We start from the raw sequence: 16,109 nt of genomic DNA, 5'->3' as shown, positions 1-16,109 counted from the left end.
ACCGTGAACGAGTGAAATGGCGGCTAGATTAACAGCCTGCTTAGCAGCTTGCCCGACCGAGCACGACGAGATGGCGCTCGCCTTCGAGGCCGGGCACGCTCAACGCATGGGTGCCGCGCACCTCGAAATCCGCCGGTATAGCGGGCATTTCATCGTCCGGACGCTTACCTTTCATGGCCAGCCAGATGCCCTCCTTGGTCAAAAGGTGACCACCCCAGGCCAACATGTCGGCAAGGCTGGCAAAGGCGCGCGCGGTGACGCAGTCGAACTGGCCTTCCACGTCTTCCACACGCGACTGCACGGCCCGCACGCCCTCGAGCTTCAGTGAGCGGATCGCCTCACGCAGGAAGCGGACCTTCTTGCCGTTGGAGTCCACCAGCAGGATCTGTCGGCCTGGCGCCGCGATCGCCAGCGGGATGCCGGGCAGGCCTGGGCCAGTGCCCAGATCGGCCAGCGTCTCACCGCGCACGTACGGCAGGATCGCCAGCGAATCGAGCAGATGACGCGTGATCATCTCGGCGGGATCGCGCACGGCGGTGAGGTTGTAGGTGGCGTTCCAGCGCGCCAGCAGCTCCTGGTAATCGAGCAGGCGCTCCACCGCGTTCGCCGGCAGCTGCAGTCCGAGCGCGGCAATACCGCGTTCCAGCTGGGTTTGCAGATCGTGGCGGGAAGTCATTCGGCGGTACCTTGGGGTGCGAAGGGGCGGAAGTATCCGGGCACGGTGTCTCCGACGCCAGCGCGACGATAAAGAAAAACCCGCCGTAGCGGGTTTCAAGTCGTTCCCCTGTGGCGGTCGCTCTGGGGCAACCTCGCCAAGACCTGATCGACGCCAGTGCCGATCGGGCCTGCTTGGATCAGGCGAATTCCAACTCCACCCGGGTCACCATCATGCCGCGCTCGCGCAGGGCGCCGTTCATGGCCTGCTTCAGGCGCGAACCCAGGTCGCGACGGTCCGCGCTATAAGCCTCGGGCTCCTGCCGCAGCGCGGCCAGGGCGCCGCCGCGAATCAGCTGGTCCGCCTGTTCGATGACCGCATCGGCGCGCTCGGGCTCCAGCACTTGCCAGTACACCGTACCGCTGACACCGTGCGCGTTCGGCAACGGCTCCTGGAAGCGGAGCACCTGGCCACTGAGGTCAATCCGGTGCACCACGTGGTCGACCAGTGGCAGCGTCATATGGATGCCCGGCTGCAACAGGCGATAGGGTTTGCCGCGCCGATAAAGGCTATGGACCTGGTCGGCCGGCACTCGCTTCACCGCGGACGCGAAGGTCGCGATCAAGGCCAGGACAACAAGCGTAATCAGGGCATTCATGGCATTAAATACAGCTAGTTATGTGAGGATTCTTCGCAAATAACTGTAAGTTGATACTACAGCCGATTGCGCCCCCTTGTATTAATCTTAATTTAACGGCCGAACAAGTTCTTTACAATCCGTCTTTTGGGCTAACTATCTGATTCTGTGAAGCCGGCGGCAGCACGGATGGCATGCAACAACGGCGCCATCCGTGCTACCCGCCGCCGGATTCCCCCTACAACGGTGGCTGTAACGGCAGTTCCCGCGCCGCACTTGAGTCAAGCGAGAGCCGTGCCAGCCGCCACAGCATCGGCATAACCCATGTGGCCAACACGCCTACGAAACGCCCCGGCATGGCCGGGGCGCTCGTCAATCGAGTGGCAGCCTGGCGCCGCTTTCAGAACTTGCCGGCCCGGAAATCCGCGATGGCTTCGTGGATCTGCTCCGGCGTGTTCATCACGAACGGCCCGTATCGGGTGACCGCCTCGTTGAGCGGCTTGCCGGCTACCAGCAGGACACGAGCGGCGGTATCACGGCCGGCAAGGCGCAGCTTGCCGTTGCGCGAAAGTACACCCAGTTCGCTGCGTGCCAACGGTTGTCCGCCTACCTCGGCGGCCTTGCCTTCGAACACGTAGGCGAAGCCCGCATGGCCTTCTGGCAGCGGTATGTCGATGGAAGCACCGGGCTGCAAGGCGATATCCAGGTAGATCGGCTGGGTGACGATCTCGGCCACCGGACCTGTCACGCCGCCGAACTCACCGGCGATCACTTTGACTTCGACGCCTTCGGCCGGATGCGTCACCGGAATGCGCTCGGGGCCGATGTCCTGGTAGCGCGGCGCAATCATCTTGTCCTTCGCGGGCAGATTCACCCACAGCTGGAAGCCCCACATCAGGCCGTCTTCCTGCACCGGCATTTCAGAATGCAGGATGCCGCGGCCGGCGGTCATCCACTGCACGCTGCCCGGGGTGAGGTCACCGCTGTTGCCGTGGTTGTCCTGATGCTTCATATGGCCGGCGAGCATGTAGGTCACGGTCTCGAAACCGCGATGTGGATGCTCGGGGAAACCGGCGATGTAGTCGCCCGCCTGGTCGGAACGAAATTCGTCCAGCAGCAGGAACGGATCGAGCATGTCCAGCGCTGGCTGGCCGATGACGCGCTTCAGCTTGACGCCCGCGCCGTCGGACGTGTCAGTGCCGCGAATGCGACGGAGGATGCTGCGCTCAGTCATGGCTTGCTCCCGTGGATTGGTATGCCACCCATGATGATGCCGTCAGGGGTGGCGCCCAAGCGCTGAAGCCGGAACGGACTGTTTCCTCGGAGGGGTGAGGGGCGAGTAGCGAGGGCGCAAAACTCCTCGCTACTCATCCCTCGCCCCTCAGATGCTCAATGCACCCAATGCCCGCTGCGTTGACGCGGCGGGGTCGTTTGCGGCTCTTCGTTTTCCTCGGGACGAACCGACGCTTCCAGTTCGGCTTCGGTGGCGGGGTGCTCGTGCCAATACTGGTGTACCGCACTGAGTACGGACGGCACCTGGGAAAGGCATTCATCGTATTCGTCGTCGCCGAGTTTCTCGAACTCGGCATCGGCATTGAGGATGCCTTCGTCCACCGCCAGCGCCATCACCGGACCGAGCAATTCCATCAACTGCGGGTCGTCGGCCAGGCGCTTTTCCCACAGCCCTGCGCGCAGATCGATGCCGCGACTGAAACCTTCGCACCAACCCGCGGCCGACAGCACCGGACCGGCCTCGGTTTCCACTTCGCCCAGGATCGGCTCGTAGGCATCCACATCGAGTTCGGCGCTGATCGAATCATTGAGCTTGGCCAGCAGGGCCAATACGCGATTGCCCTCCTGCTCGTCAGCGAATGGGTCGTGTAGCACTTCCGGCAGCCACTCTTCCGGCAACACTTGCATCGGGCCGACGGTCAGCGCGGACAGCAGGCCGTGCACGCCATCGAGCAATAGTTCGCCCTCGCCAACGTGGGCGCGCAAGTATTGGTCCAGTTCGTCGAGTTCGTTGTCGTCCAGCGAACTGGGCCAGTCGGTCTTGGGTGTATTCATCAGCTGCCTGTTTGCAAGCCGGTCTTGCGACCGTCATTCTAGATATCCAGATCCACCGTTACCGGTGTGTGATCCGAAGGTCGTTCCCAACGTCGCGGCGTGCGGTCGATGGCGGCCGCCGTTGCCGCGGACCTCAGCGCGTCTCCGACCAGGATAAGGTCGATACGCAAACCCATGTTGCGCCGGAATGCACCCTGCCGGTAGTCCCACCAACTGTAGTGCTCGCCGCCTGGCTCGAACAGGCGAAAGCTGTCGTGCAGGCCCAGGTCGGTGATGTTTTTCAGCGCCTCCCGCTCCGGCGGCGAGCATAGGATGTCCTCGCCCCAGCCGACCGGATCGTAGACGTCCCGATCGTCCGGCGCGATGTTGAAATCGCCGAGCACCACCAGCTGGGGATGCCGCTCGATCTCGCTGGCGAGGAACTCGCGCATCTTGGCCAGCCAGTCGAGCTTATAGGCGTATTTCTCATCGCCCACGGCCTTGCCGTTGACCACATAGAGATCCACGACCCGCACGCCACCTATCGTGGCGGCCAGGATGCGCCGCTGCGGATCGTCCAGCTTCGGGATGTCGGTGACGACGTCTTCGAATTCGCCCTTCAGATCGGCGCGCGCCAGCAGCGCCACGCCGTTGTAGGTCTTCTGGCCGGAGAACACCGCGCGATACCCGGCCGCGGCCAGTTCGTCCACCGGAAACTTCGCGTTTTCCAGCTTGGTTTCCTGCAAGGCCACGACATCCGGCTTCGCCTCAGCCAGCCACTCGGTGAGGTGCGGCATGCGCACCTTGAGCGAATTTACGTTCCACGAGGCTATTTTCATGGGCGCATTCTAAGGGATGCAGTCATCGACGCCGTCATCCGTCAGGCCAGTCCGTGGCTCTTCAACAGCGCTTCCGGCTCCGGTGCGCGGCCGCGGAAGGCGATGAAGCTTTCCAGGGCGGGGCGACTGGCGCCTACAGCGAGGACTTCGCGGCGGAAGCGGTCACCGGTGGCGCGGTCGATCACGCCGTGTTCCTCGAACTCGCCGAACGCGTCGGCGCTGAGCAGCTCGGCCCACAGGTAACTGTAGTAACCGGCCGAGTAACCGCCCGCGAAGATGTGCGAGAACGCATGCGGGAAGCGCTGCCAAGCCGGCGGATGCAGCACAGCTACCTGGTGGCGGACTTCCTCCAGCACGCTCATGGTGCGTGCGCCTTGCGTCGGGTCGTACTGCAGATGCAGCAGAAAATCGAACATGGCGAATTCGAGCTGGCGCACCAGGAACAGGCCGGCATGGAAGTGACGCGCGGCAAGCATGCGCTCGAACAATTCGTCGGGCAGACGCTCGCCAGTTTCGTAGTGGCGCGCGAACAGGTCCAACGCTTCGCGGTTCCAGCCGAAGTTCTCCATGAACTGGCTGGGCAATTCCACCGCATCCCACTCCACGCCATCGATGCCGCCGATGGAGGGCAGCGCGATCTCGGTCAGCAGGTGGTGCAGGCCATGGCCGAATTCGTGGAACAGGGTCAGCACATCATCGTGTGTGAGCAGGGCGGGGCGACCTTCGGTCGGCGGCGCGAAGTTGCAGGTGAGAAAGGCCACCGGCAGCTGTTCGTCCCCGCCATCCCTGAAGCGTGCGCGGCAGACATCCATCCACGCGCCGCCGCGTTTGCCGGTTCGCGCATACAGGTCGACATAGGCACCTGCGAATACGCGGCCATCGGCGGCGTGCACGTCGTAGTAGCGCACATCCGGGTGCCACACATCGACGCCATCACGCACGCTGAGCGAAATGCCGTAGAGCCGATCGGTGAGATCGAACAGGCCATCGATAACCGCGGGCAACGGGAAGTACGGCTTCAGCTGTTCCTCATCCAGATCGTATTGCTGCTGGCGCAGTTTCTCGGACGCGTAACCCACATCCCAGGATTCGAGGTTGTCGAGCTTCAGCTCGTCGGTGGCGAATTCGCGCAGCCGGTTGAGTTCCGCGCGCGCCACGGGCTTGGCGCGCGTGGCCAGATCGTGCAGGAATTCCATCACCTGGGTCGGCGAGCCGGCCATCTTGGTCGCCAGCGATTCTTCGGCGGCATTGGCGAAGCCGAGCAGTTGGGCGGCTTCGTGGCGCAGCGACATGATGCGCTCGATGCGCTCGCTGTTATCGAACTTGCCGGCCTGCGGGCCTTGGTCGGAGGCACGTGTCTGGTAGGCCCAGTAGACGCGCTCGCGCAGGCCACGGTTGTCGGCATAGGTGAGCACGGCTTGCACGCTGGGCTGCTTGAGCGTGACGAGGTAGCCGTCCAGTTCCTGGTCCTTGGCATACTGGCGCAGCACGGCGCAACCGGATTCGGGAATACCGGCCAGGTCTCGCTCGTCGGTGATGTGCTCGTGCCAGGCGTCGGTGGCATCGAGTACGGCGTTGGAGAATTCGGTGGAAAGCCGGCTCAGTTCAACGCCGATCTCGCGGTAGCGCGAACGCGCCGGCTCTTCCAGCGCCACGCCGGACAGATGGAAGTCGCGCAGGGCGTGCTCCACCAGCGCGCGCTCGGGTCGCGGCAGGCTGGCGAAGTCCGGCGCATCGGCCAGCGCTTGCACGGCCTGGTAGAGCGCGCGGTTCTGGCCCAGTTCGATGGCGTGGTCGGTAAGTTCTTCCTCCGCCGGGCCATAGACCTTGCGCAGCGCCTCGCTGTCGGCAACCGAGTGCAGGTGACTCACCGGTGCCCACGCGCGCGCCAGGCGTTGTTCAAGCCGCTCCTGGGTGAGCATCACGCTGGCGAAGTCGTGCGGCGCGCCGGGCGCGGTCAACGCATCGATGCCACTGCGGTAGTCCGCCAGGATGGTGTCGATCGCGGGCGTGACGTGCTCGGGGCGGATCTGCGAAAAGGCCGGCAAGGTGTCATCGGCCAGCAGCGGATTGTCGTGTTCCATGGAATCTCCTCGGTTCCCCGCCCGGCTGCCAGGAGGCGGGCCGGCGGATGGCCGCCAGCGTGGCGAGCCACCCCGGCGAAATCAAGCAGTGCGGGCAGGGGAAATCGGGGCGCTCTCACGAATTGTCACAGAGGCCGCCGTACCATGCCGCCATGTCGATGCCTGATTTTTCCGCCCTGTTGCGTCGTTGCGATGTGTTCGGGCATTTGCAGGACGAGGCGCTGACGGCGCTGGCCCCCGAACTTCGATGGTTTTCCCTGCCCGGCGGACGCGCGCTGTTTCGCCAGGGCGACCCGGCAGATGCGCTGTATCTGGTGGTCAGCGGCAGCCTGGGCGTATTCGACAGTCCGACCGATCGGGTGCGCCTGGTGGCGGCCGGCGACAGCCTGGGCGAGATCGGCCTGATCACCGGTGAAGGCCGGCAATACACCGTCCGCGCATTGCGCGATTCAGAACTGTTGCGGTTGGATCGCAGCGCCTACGAAGCCCTGGTACGGCGCTATCCCCAGGCCATGCTTGGCGTGGCGCGGGTGGCGATTGCGCGACTACAGGAACGCATGCGGGGTGAAGAGGATCGGGGCTCCGCGCGCACCTTCGCCTTATTGCCGGTGAGCCCTGAGGTGCAGGCTCGCTCCCTGGCCATGCAGCTCGCCATGGAGCTGGAGCATTGGGGCAGCTGTGTCGTCATCGACGCCGAGCACGGCGCCGGCCGCGGCAGCGACTGGTTCGCCGAGCGCGAGGCGACAGCCCGCTTCGTCATCTACCTCGACACCACCGGCGACGAGCATTGGCGTCAGCGCTGCCTACGCCAGGCCGACGTGCTGCTCTTGCCGGTGCTCGCTTCGCAACCGGCACGCCCCTGGCCGGAGGCGCTGCCCATGCACCCGTCGCGCGCCGGCCACCGTCCGCGCCACTTGATCCTGCTGCATGCCGGGCGCCAACCCAGCCTGGGCGCCGCACAGCGCTGGCGTGCGCAATTCAGTGGCGAGCTGCAGCACCACCATGTTGGCGGACAAACCGATATCGCCCGCGTGGCACGCCTGATCAGCGGTCATGCGCGTGGCTTGGTGCTGGCCGGGGGTGGTGCTCGTGGAATTGCGCACCTAGGTGCGCTGCGCGCGTTGCGCGAAGCAGGTCACGAGTTCGATGCCATGGGCGGCACCAGCATTGGCGCGATCATTGGCGCGGGCGTGGCTATCGGCTGGGAGCTGGACGCGATGATCGAAACGTTTCGCCGCAGCTTCGTCGAAGGACGCCCATTGTCGGATTGGACCCTGCCGATCGTCGCACTCACCCGCGGCCGCCGGGCGGCGGTGATGTTGCGACGCGCGTTCGGTGCCCTGGATATCGAAGACCTGACGTTGCCGTTCTTCTGCGTTTCCACCTGCCTTTCCGGCGAAGGCATGGTGGTGCACCGGCGTGGCCCGCTGTGGCTATGGCTGCGCGCCTCGAGCGCCATACCTGGCGTGCTGCCTCCCGTGCTGCATCACGGCCGTGTCTACGTCGACGGCGCCCTGGTGGACAACCTGCCCACCGATGTCATGGCCGGTGACGGCATGGCGCATATCACGGCCGTCGACATCCGCGCCGATATTTCCCTGCTCACCACCGCGGAAGAATTCGAGACGCCGCCGTTATGGCGATTGTTGCTGAAACGCCAGGAGATCCAGCGGCCAGGCCTGGTTTCCACCCTGGTGCGCGCGGCCATGGTCAACAGCGAGGGACCGAGTGAACATCGCCGTGAACGCGCCGATCTGCTGCTCACGCCACCGCTGGAGCACATCGGCATGTTGGACTGGAAGGACTGGCAGCGGGCGATCGATGCGGGCTATCAGCACACGCTACAGGTGCTCGAGGTGGGCGCGCGCGCTCATCGTTAGGCGCGCCTCTGGCCACCGCGCAGTACCATAGGCCGATGGATTCCATACGCAAATACAAGGGCATCTGGCCCACGCTTCACCAGCGCGTCTACGTCGACTCGGCGGCTACCGTCATCGGTGCGGTCGAGCTCGGCGACGATGTATCGATCTGGCCGGGCGCCGTCTTGCGCGGCGACGTGCACTTCATTCGCATTGGCGCCCGCAGCAACGTTCAGGACGGCGCCGTCATCCACGTCACCCATGATGGCCCGTATTCGCCGGGCGGTTTCCCCACCATCGTGGGCGAGGGCGTCACCATCGGCCACGGAGCGGTGATCCACGCCTGCACCATCGAGGACTACTGCCTGATCGGCATGCACGCCACCGTGCTCGATGGAGCGACCGTGAAGAAGTATGGATTTGTCGGTGCCGGCAGCTTGATCCCGCCGGGCAAGGTGGTGGGCGAGCGCGAACTGTGGGTCGGCAATCCGGCCAAGCTCGTGCGTCTGCTCAGCGACGAGCAGATCGAACAGCTGCATTACTCGGCGGCCAACTATGTCCGCTTGAAAGACGAGTATCTCGCGGCGGGATGATGCCTCGTTGCTTGCTTGCTAGGAGCGCACCCTGTGTGCAATCAGACAACCTAACGGCGACGCCGTGATCGCGCACAGGGTGCGCTTCTACCGAACGCTTACGGCGTAGCGCCGGTGGCAGCCGACTGCTGCGACTGGATCACCTCGGCGCGCGCTTCATCCTGGCGGATCATGATCTGGCGTTGCGCATCCAGCTTGCCGCCGAGCAGCGAAAGAATGTAGTTGGTGCTGTCGAACTCTCGCAGCAGCGACAGCTCACGCTGCGCTTCGTCCAGTTCGTTGTTGTTGATTGCGCGCTCTACATCGGCCGACGCGCTGGGGAACGATTCATGCAACTCATCCAGCGCGGCCTTGTTGCTGGGGTCGAGCTGCAGCACGCTGAGATAAAACTCATAGGCATTGCTGCCAGCCGGAGCGACGAGGCGATTTTCGCCGATGGCCGTCTTGGCCAGATCAAGCAGGATGCCGACGCCACCATCGTCCTTGGCCGCGGACGTCTGGCCGTCCGTGGAGGCGATCATTGAGCCGCCTTTTGCGCCATGAAGGAACCAGAAGCCACCGCCCGCGAGTGCGAGCACCGCCATGATGGAAACGGTGGCAAGCGTGCGCTGACGTGGTGCAAGAGAAGCGAGACGAGACATGACAGCCGCTACATTGGGTCGAAACCGCACTCGGGAACGACTGCCCCTCAGACGCCCCGGCGGAACTGTCACATTAGCGATCACTGATGTCAGCGATGTGACTTACGCGAAGATGTCGGTGCCGCCATTGGACGTCCATCCCCTTCGCCAGGGCCTGCTGAGGTTTATCAACGGGCGGTGATCACGCGGCTGGGATACAGCCCGACGACACGGCCGTGCTTGCCCAGCCGCCCCCATGGCACGCCCTCTTAAAGGCGAAACTCGATACGTTGCCGCACCTCGGAAGCCACCGGCGTGCCGTCCTGCGTCGCCGGAGTGAATGTCCATCGAGTCACAGCGCTCAGTGCAGCGCGGTCGAACACGTACTTGGGATCGGCATCAGCCACGCTTGCAGCGGCAACGGAACCATCGGGTTGCACAATAAACGTGACATCCACCCAGCCCTGGCGGCGCTCGCGGCGTGCATCGGGCGGGTAGACCGGCTCGACACGATGCGCCAGTGCGGGAGCCATCGCGCCCTGTGCATCCGCCACGGCGACCACGGCTGGCGCGCGCGGCCTCACGGCGGCCCTTGGCGCGGCCTCGATCGGTGTGGACTCCACGTGCAGCCGTGCGAAGGCCTGCTCGGAAGGAGTGGGGGCGTTTGCGGTTTTGTTGAGCGAGGACGGCGGGGGCGGGGGCGTCGGCGGTACCGTCGCCATGGAAGCGACCGGAGCGACCGTGCGGTTTGCTGTCGCCACGCTCGGCGTGGGCTGCGCGCTCTTCTGGGTTTGCAGCGCTTGCTGCGCCTGCTGTGCCACCGCGTCACGCTGCGCCTGCAGCTTGGCCTGCAATAACGTCACGGTGTAGTTCTGCGGATCGGCGAGCGTCAGCAAACCGATCTGCCGCTGCGATTCGGCGTCATCGCCCTGATCGATGGTCTGTTCGGCGGCCGTGGCGGCGAACGGGAAGATCTCGCGCAACGCGTCCTGTGCAACACGGTTGCCGGGCTCGCGCTTTAGCACGGCGAGATAGAGCTCAAAGGCATTGTTGCCCGCTGGCGCGAGCAGACGCTGCTCCGCCATGGCCTGGCGCGCGTGCTGCAACAGTTCGTCCGTATCCGCGCCTGCGCGGATGATGGGTCCCGCGGCTGCCACCACCACGGTCGAAGGCTCGTCGGCGTCCGCGCGGGATTTCAGCAACCAGAAGATCACGCCAGCGCCGCAGGCGACAAGGATGATGACGATGAGCAAGGCGTAACGGGCAACGCCCTCGGTACGACGATGCGAGAATGCGGATGACATGGGCAGCGCTGAAGTGATCGGTGGAGGCCAGCGCACAAGCGCCAACCGGCGCGCCAGCTTAGTGAGGTCATATTGCGGAGATGTTGCCCAGCGTCGTCGAATGCGACGTACATCACACAAAGCGATCATCCCTGATCGCGATGCGTGACCCATCACGGCGACCTGCCCGCGTTCAACCGCCGGGCGACAAGCTGAGACCCGGCGAACCATCGGGATGAGTGAACCACGACACCCGGTTGCGATGATCCGGGCAGCCTTGTCCCGCGGTGTAGCTTGCGAGCGCGCCAGCCTGGGTGGTCAGCGATGTGCGATAGCAGCCGCCCAGAGCATCATGGAACGCGAACGTCTGCGCGCTCTGTTGCCCACTATGACCGGTGAGTGCGCCGCTGGCATCGAAGGCCAAGGTGTCCGCGCTATCCACCGTGTTGTTCACCTCGGCCGAATACAACGGTATGCCGAACAGACGGCGCTCGTCATGCTGGTGATAGCCCTGGTGCACGGTAGTAGCCGCACTGATGCTGCCATCGCTGGCTAGCTGCTGGTTGTAGTCGAGCGTAAACGGGTAGCTGACTCGCCCACGTTGCTCAGTCGTGAGCACGGAGCCGATACGATGCTGGCTGACGCTCTCAGCCCAAGTGCGCTGGAACGTCTGCTGACGATACGTGCTGCTGTTGATGGTGAAGCGTTGCACGTCGTCGAAGCCCACAATTTGCGTCACCGTGCTGGTCACGTGACCATGCGACGTATCGGCAACGCCTTCGATGACGAACTTGCGCGCGAGTTTTGTCGTGATATCGCCACTCACATCGCCATTGCTGGCCGTTGCCAGCGTGCTGGCTGTGGTCGGCGTCGGCAGCTGACCGACCAGCGTATTGCGCGTTATCGAGCCAGTGACCTGCTGCGCCTGGGCGTCGCGATAGACCAGCAAGGTCGCCGTGGCAGAGAAATAGCCGTTGGCGCCAGCCACCTGCACCGCCACTTCATGCGCGGCGCCATCGCTTAGCTGGCCCGCGAACGGCGTCAGGTCGATGCGATAGGGCATGAAGTTGAGCGCCTGTACGCCGGGCGTGGGGCGCCACAGATAAGGATCGATGCCGCCGGTATAGATCCACGGATACACCGGCGCGACACCCGCAGGCTGCCCGTCGATGCTGATCTCCGCCTCGCGGAAATTGCCGCCTCCACATTCCTCAGCCAGCGCGGCATACGCGTCGGGTACGCAGGTGTACCAGAATTCGTCGCCACTCTGGCTCTGCGTAAAGACGTCCAGATAAGCGCGTTCCACATTGCGCGGCAGCGTGAGCGTCCTGGCCAGCTTGTCCGTCGATGTGTTCAGCGTAGTGGTGCTGCCCACCGGATCGGCGCCCAGCGGGTACACCGCATCGGGCACATCTGCTGCGCGCGCCTGGGCGTTGGCCGGGTAGAACAGCAAGCGTGCGCTGCCGTGGATCACCCCGGTGTATGTACTGTTGACGATATTGCCGATGATCGCCTGGCCCTGGCCGGCACTACGCAACAACGCTGCATAGTCGGTGAGATCGCGCTCCACGTGCCAGGCTGGCGAGACCGTGGCGGACGGTTCCTGCGTCGTGCCGAAATAGAGGTTCACGCCACCGAGCCACAAGGTAGCGGTGCGGTCGTACTGGCGACCTGCCGTCACCGAGAAGTCCGCCTCCAGCACCACCTTGGCCCAGCTTCCGCTGCAAGCGGTAGGTGGCGTATAGCTGTAGGGACGCGTGTTGAAGTCGGTGAACGTCAGGTCGGTGAACAAGGTCACCACACAGGGCTGCCCCGGCGGTCGAGGCACACCGGGATCGGCCACGACGACGTTGTTCGAGCCAATCACCGGATCAGCGTGGGCCGGCGCGACGAAGCCGCTACCAGCCAGCGTGGCCAACAGTACGGCTACCGCCAGACGATGGCGGACAAAACCCTCAGGCACCATGACGTTACTCCCCGCAATGTGCCCCCTGCGCCGCGCACGCTAGCACGTGCGTCGGCGAGACGTCTTCAGGCAACGGACGTCCAGCCGTCCGTCATTTCGGCAACGAGGCGTTCTGTGATCAGGGTCGTGAAGAAAGCGTCAGGCAGCGCGCGTGGCCGCCTCGAGTGCGTCGAGATACGCGAGCGCGTGATCACGGTCGCTGCCGCACATCGCGACGTCCGGGCGCAGCCTCGAACAAACGGCAGGGCGCTCTGGCCGACCGAAGATCGCGCAACGGTTGTCGTTGGTGAGCTGGATGCAACGCATGCCGGCTGGCTTGCCGTGTGGCATTCCCGGAAGCGGCGAGCTGATCGACGGCGCGATACAGCACGCGCCGCAATCGGCGCGACAGCTCGGCAGCGTCATGCTTTCGATCCGCCTTGGCCGCGCCGCATCACGGTGCTCAGCCGAACTGCTTGCGCAGTTCGGCGTAGACGGGATCGGTATTCGGACGTCGTCCATGCCACAACTCGAAGGAGTCGGCGGCGGTTTCCACCAGCATGCCCAGACCGTCGAAGGCGTAGCGCGCACCAGCGGTACGTGCCCAGGCGAGGAACCCGGTAGCGGCCTTGCCATAGGAAAGGTCGTAGCAGAGTGCGCGATTGCCCACGATGGCGAACGGCAGGTCGAGCGACTTGCCCAGTACGCCCGCCGAGGTGGCATTGATGATCAAATCGAACGCGCCCAGACCGGCCAGGTCTTCCCAATAGCGGGTATGTGCCCGGGACGGATCGCCGATCGCATCAGCCAAGGCATCGGCTGCCTCCGGCGAGCGATTGACGATGGTTAGCGTCTCTACGCCGGCATCCAGCATCGCCCACGCCACACCTTGCGCCGCGCCGCCAGCGCCAAGCAGCAGGGCGGTGTGGCCGCGCAGATCGACACTGTGGCGCTCGGCGATGTCGCGCACCATGCCGGCCCCATCGGTGTTGTGGGCAGCCAGGCGGCCATCGGACAGGACGGTGAGCACGTTGGCGCTGCCTGCGCGCGTGGCGGCGACGCTGCTTTCGTCGGCCAAGGCGAACGCGGCCCCCTTATGCGGCAGCGTGACGTTGGCGCCGCGACCCCCATCGGCAAAGAAGCGGCGTACCGCGGTTTCGAAGTCGGTCGGGGCGGCATCGATGCTGCGGTATTCCAGCTCCAGCTTGAACTGGCGCGCGAAAGCCTGATGAATCTGTGGCGACAGGGAGTGGCTGATGGGGTGGCCAAACACCGCGAATTGTCCTGCGCTCATAGGTACTCCTTGAACCTGTCTCGATGCCCGCCAGGTCGTGCCCGGTCGTTGCCACCGCCCCATTTTAGCGGGCCCGGGCGTCTCTGGACGCTCCCGAAGCAATCGTTTCACCAGCTATCGCAGGTTTTGAGATCGGGCCGTTGCAGGCTGGGTCCACCCGCAACGAACGGACCACCAGCATGCGATCGAAGCCTGATACCGCCCGTCAAGAACGCCTGCTCGGCGGCGCCCTGCTGTGGTTGCTGGCCGGTGGCGCGCTGCTGCTGACGACCCTGGTGCCGGTCCATACGCGGTCGCTGGGCTGGACGCCGGCCTTCTGGCTGATTGGCGCCCCGCTGATCGTTCTGCTCGCGCTGGAACCGGCCCTGCCGCGGCAGGTGCTGAGTGCGCTGCGCCGCTCCCGCCGGCAACCGGCTTCCCGGCTGATCTGGAACTAGGAGCTAGGCCGGTCCGGCCTTCATCGAATTCACTTGGCAGTGGATCGCGGAAGCTACTCCGCGCAAAGTCACGGTGCGGCGGCGCAGGGACGCGCCGTCGGATCGTCCGTGTAGTCAGCCACGAGTGCCCGAACGCTTGCGCTCCATGCGACGCAGGAACTCCTGCATGATGCGCGCGTACAGCTCCTCGCCGAGATACGCATCTTCCACGCCGGCATCAATGGACGGGTTGTCGTTCACCTCGATCACCACCGGCTTGTCGCCCACGCGCTTGAGGTCGACGCCGTAGAGGCCATCGCCAATCGCCTGGGTGGCCTTCAGTGCCAACTTCACCACGTCGGCCGGGGCGTCGCGCACGGGAATCGTCTCCGATTCGCCGGATTTCGACGCGCCTTTCGCGCCATGGTTATAGATCTGCCAGTGGCCGCGCGACATGTAGTACTTGCAGGCGTAGAGCGCCTCGTTGTTGAGCACGCCGATGCGCCAGTCGAACTCGGTGTAGACGAATTCCTGCGCCAGCAACAGGGCACTGTGCTGGAACAACTCGGCCGTGGCCTTGCCCAGTGCGACCTCGTTCTCCACCTTCACCACGCCGCGCGAGAACGAGCCGTCCGGAATCTTCAGCACCAGCGGATAGCCCAGCTTCGACGCCACTTCCTTCAAACCCTTGCTGTCGTCGCGATAAAGAATCTCGGTGCGCGGCACGGCGAGCTTGCGCGACACCATCAGGTCGTTGAGGAAGATCTTGTTGGTGCAGCGCAGGATCGAGGTCGGATCGTCCATCACCACCATGCCTTCCTTCTCGGCGCGGTGCGCGAAGCGATAGGTGTGGTTGTCGCTGGCCGTAGTCTCGCGGATGAACAGGCCGTCGTATTCGGCCAGGCGTTGGTAGTCGTTCTTGCCGATCGGATCGACCTCGATGCCGAGTTCCTTGCCAGCTGCGATGAATGACTTCAACGCCTTCTTGTTCGACGGCGGCATTTGCTCGGCCGGGTCCACCAGCATCGCGATGTCGTAGCGGAACTGCTTGCGCGCCTTGGGCTTGCGCCACAGCTTCTTGCTGAAGCGATCCAGCTCCTCGGCAAAAGCGTCTTCCTGCGCATCGATCAGCGTATGCAGGCCCACCGGCTTGATCGCGCTGACCTGCCACACGCGATCGCGCTCGAACTCGACGCGAAGCAGCGGGCAGGGAAACGTTTCGAAGACCTGCCGCGCCAGGTCCTGCAGCGCGGGGTAAGCCGTCTGGCCGAAGTAGACGAGGATGCCGAAATCGGTGGTATCGCGGCCGCCGGCAGGCAGGAAGTCGGTGAGCCTGGTGCTCAGGTCCTCGATATCCAGGCCGTAGAGCGAGCGGCGGCGCAAGTCGTTCACCGTGCGCACGGAAGGCATCACGCGGTGCCCGCGCGCCTCGGCCAACAAGGATACGTAGTAACCCGTGCCCAGGTACTTGTAACTGCGGCAGAGGTTGATGACGTGCGTGCGCTCGTCGTCGCCGCCGATCGGCTCGCGCAGGTAGTCCATCGCGGTAACGACGTCGACGGACGGATAGTAGGAACTCCAGTCGGAGGCCTTCTCGACGACAATGACGAGCCGGGTCATGACACCTCTGTCAGATGGAACGGAGGCGTGTCGTCACGCGGGGAGACGGGGCGGCACAGCGCAAGGCGCGCAGTTTGGCACATGGCTGGCTCTGCACAAGGTGCTGCGATGAAGCTGACCTAAATGCACCAAAAGTCATGATTGCCGTGGGGGGTCCCGGGGGCTAGAGTGCCGCGCTTGGTTTCCTGCTCCCGCCTGCGCTGCTCTGGCACGCGCTG

15 protein-coding genes are annotated in these 16,109 nt (G+C 64.6%); 3 read left to right on the top strand and 12 right to left on the bottom strand.

The window, feature by feature from the left end; translation table 11 throughout:
• Positions 1 to 40: 40 nt before the first annotated feature.
• From rsmG to OUZ30_RS00140, 6 genes are all read right to left on the bottom strand, one after another.
• Positions 41 to 676 (bottom strand): 16S rRNA (guanine(527)-N(7))-methyltransferase RsmG, encoded by a 636-nt coding sequence (gene rsmG / locus OUZ30_RS00165; RefSeq protein WP_266180129.1) that lies wholly within the window; start codon positions 674 to 676, stop codon positions 41 to 43.
• Between the two features lie 178 nt (positions 677 to 854).
• Positions 855 to 1,313 carry an SPFH domain-containing protein gene (locus OUZ30_RS00160; RefSeq protein WP_266180128.1) on the bottom strand — a complete coding sequence of 153 codons (459 nt, stop codon included), beginning with the start codon at positions 1,311 to 1,313 and terminating at the stop codon, positions 855 to 857.
• A gap of 379 nt (positions 1,314 to 1,692) precedes the next feature.
• Complete coding sequence (locus OUZ30_RS00155; protein WP_266180127.1) at positions 1,693 to 2,526, bottom strand: pirin family protein; 834 nt, start codon at positions 2,524 to 2,526, stop codon at positions 1,693 to 1,695.
• 155 nt (positions 2,527 to 2,681) lie between these two features.
• Positions 2,682 to 3,359 (bottom strand): YecA/YgfB family protein, encoded by a 678-nt coding sequence (locus tag OUZ30_RS00150; protein ID WP_266180126.1) that lies wholly within the window; start codon positions 3,357 to 3,359, stop codon positions 2,682 to 2,684.
• Between the two features lie 38 nt (positions 3,360 to 3,397).
• Positions 3,398 to 4,177 carry an exodeoxyribonuclease III gene (gene xth / locus OUZ30_RS00145; RefSeq protein ID WP_266180125.1) on the bottom strand — a complete coding sequence of 260 codons (780 nt, stop codon included), beginning with the start codon at positions 4,175 to 4,177 and terminating at the stop codon, positions 3,398 to 3,400.
• Positions 4,178 to 4,218: 41 nt separating this feature from the next.
• A complete protein-coding gene (locus tag OUZ30_RS00140) occupies positions 4,219 to 6,261 on the bottom strand; it encodes a M3 family metallopeptidase (RefSeq protein WP_266180124.1) in 2,043 nt (680 codons plus the stop codon).
• A gap of 152 nt (positions 6,262 to 6,413) precedes the next feature.
• On the opposite strand from OUZ30_RS00140, the gene OUZ30_RS00135 reads away from it, so the two are divergent.
• Both OUZ30_RS00135 and OUZ30_RS00130 read left to right on the top strand, forming a co-directional pair.
• A complete protein-coding gene (locus OUZ30_RS00135) occupies positions 6,414 to 8,141 on the top strand; it encodes a patatin-like phospholipase family protein (protein ID WP_266180123.1) in 1,728 nt (575 codons plus the stop codon).
• Between the two features lie 35 nt (positions 8,142 to 8,176).
• The gene (locus OUZ30_RS00130) at positions 8,177 to 8,713 is read left to right on the top strand and encodes a gamma carbonic anhydrase family protein (RefSeq protein WP_266180122.1); all 537 of its coding nucleotides are present in this window, start codon (positions 8,177 to 8,179) and stop codon (positions 8,711 to 8,713) included.
• Between the two features lie 98 nt (positions 8,714 to 8,811).
• On the opposite strand, the gene OUZ30_RS00125 is transcribed toward OUZ30_RS00130, so the two are convergent.
• The 5 genes from OUZ30_RS00125 to aroE form a co-directional block, all read right to left on the bottom strand.
• A complete protein-coding gene (locus OUZ30_RS00125) occupies positions 8,812 to 9,354 on the bottom strand; it encodes a hypothetical protein (protein ID WP_266180121.1) in 543 nt (180 codons plus the stop codon).
• A 248-nt stretch (positions 9,355 to 9,602) separates the two neighbouring features.
• The gene (locus tag OUZ30_RS00120; protein WP_266180120.1) at positions 9,603 to 10,637 is read right to left on the bottom strand and encodes an energy transducer TonB; all 1,035 of its coding nucleotides are present in this window, start codon (positions 10,635 to 10,637) and stop codon (positions 9,603 to 9,605) included.
• Positions 10,638 to 10,809: 172 nt separating this feature from the next.
• Positions 10,810 to 12,582 (bottom strand): peptide-N4-asparagine amidase, encoded by a 1,773-nt coding sequence (locus OUZ30_RS00115; protein WP_266180119.1) that lies wholly within the window; start codon positions 12,580 to 12,582, stop codon positions 10,810 to 10,812.
• Between the two features lie 138 nt (positions 12,583 to 12,720).
• Entirely contained in the window at positions 12,721 to 12,987 is a 267-nt protein-coding gene (locus OUZ30_RS00110; protein ID WP_266180118.1) for a YkgJ family cysteine cluster protein, read from the bottom strand.
• A 37-nt stretch (positions 12,988 to 13,024) separates the two neighbouring features.
• The gene (gene aroE / locus OUZ30_RS00105; RefSeq protein WP_266180117.1) at positions 13,025 to 13,855 is read right to left on the bottom strand and encodes a shikimate dehydrogenase; all 831 of its coding nucleotides are present in this window, start codon (positions 13,853 to 13,855) and stop codon (positions 13,025 to 13,027) included.
• Between the two features lie 179 nt (positions 13,856 to 14,034).
• On the opposite strand from aroE, the gene OUZ30_RS00100 reads away from it, so the two are divergent.
• Positions 14,035 to 14,292, top strand: coding sequence for a hypothetical protein (locus tag OUZ30_RS00100; protein WP_266180116.1), 258 nt, complete (start codon positions 14,035 to 14,037; stop codon positions 14,290 to 14,292).
• 114 nt (positions 14,293 to 14,406) lie between these two features.
• Here OUZ30_RS00100 and OUZ30_RS00095 read toward each other — a convergent pair whose 3' ends face one another.
• Positions 14,407 to 15,891 (bottom strand): RimK family protein, encoded by a 1,485-nt coding sequence (locus OUZ30_RS00095; protein WP_266180115.1) that lies wholly within the window; start codon positions 15,889 to 15,891, stop codon positions 14,407 to 14,409.
• Positions 15,892 to 16,109 lie beyond the last annotated feature (218 nt).

It is taken from the genome of Dyella humicola, assembly GCF_026283945.1.
Classification (GTDB): domain Bacteria; phylum Pseudomonadota; class Gammaproteobacteria; order Xanthomonadales; family Rhodanobacteraceae; genus Dyella; species Dyella humicola.
The sequence above is the reverse complement of the archived record's forward strand: the minus strand, read 5'-3'. Positions and strand labels throughout refer to the sequence as shown.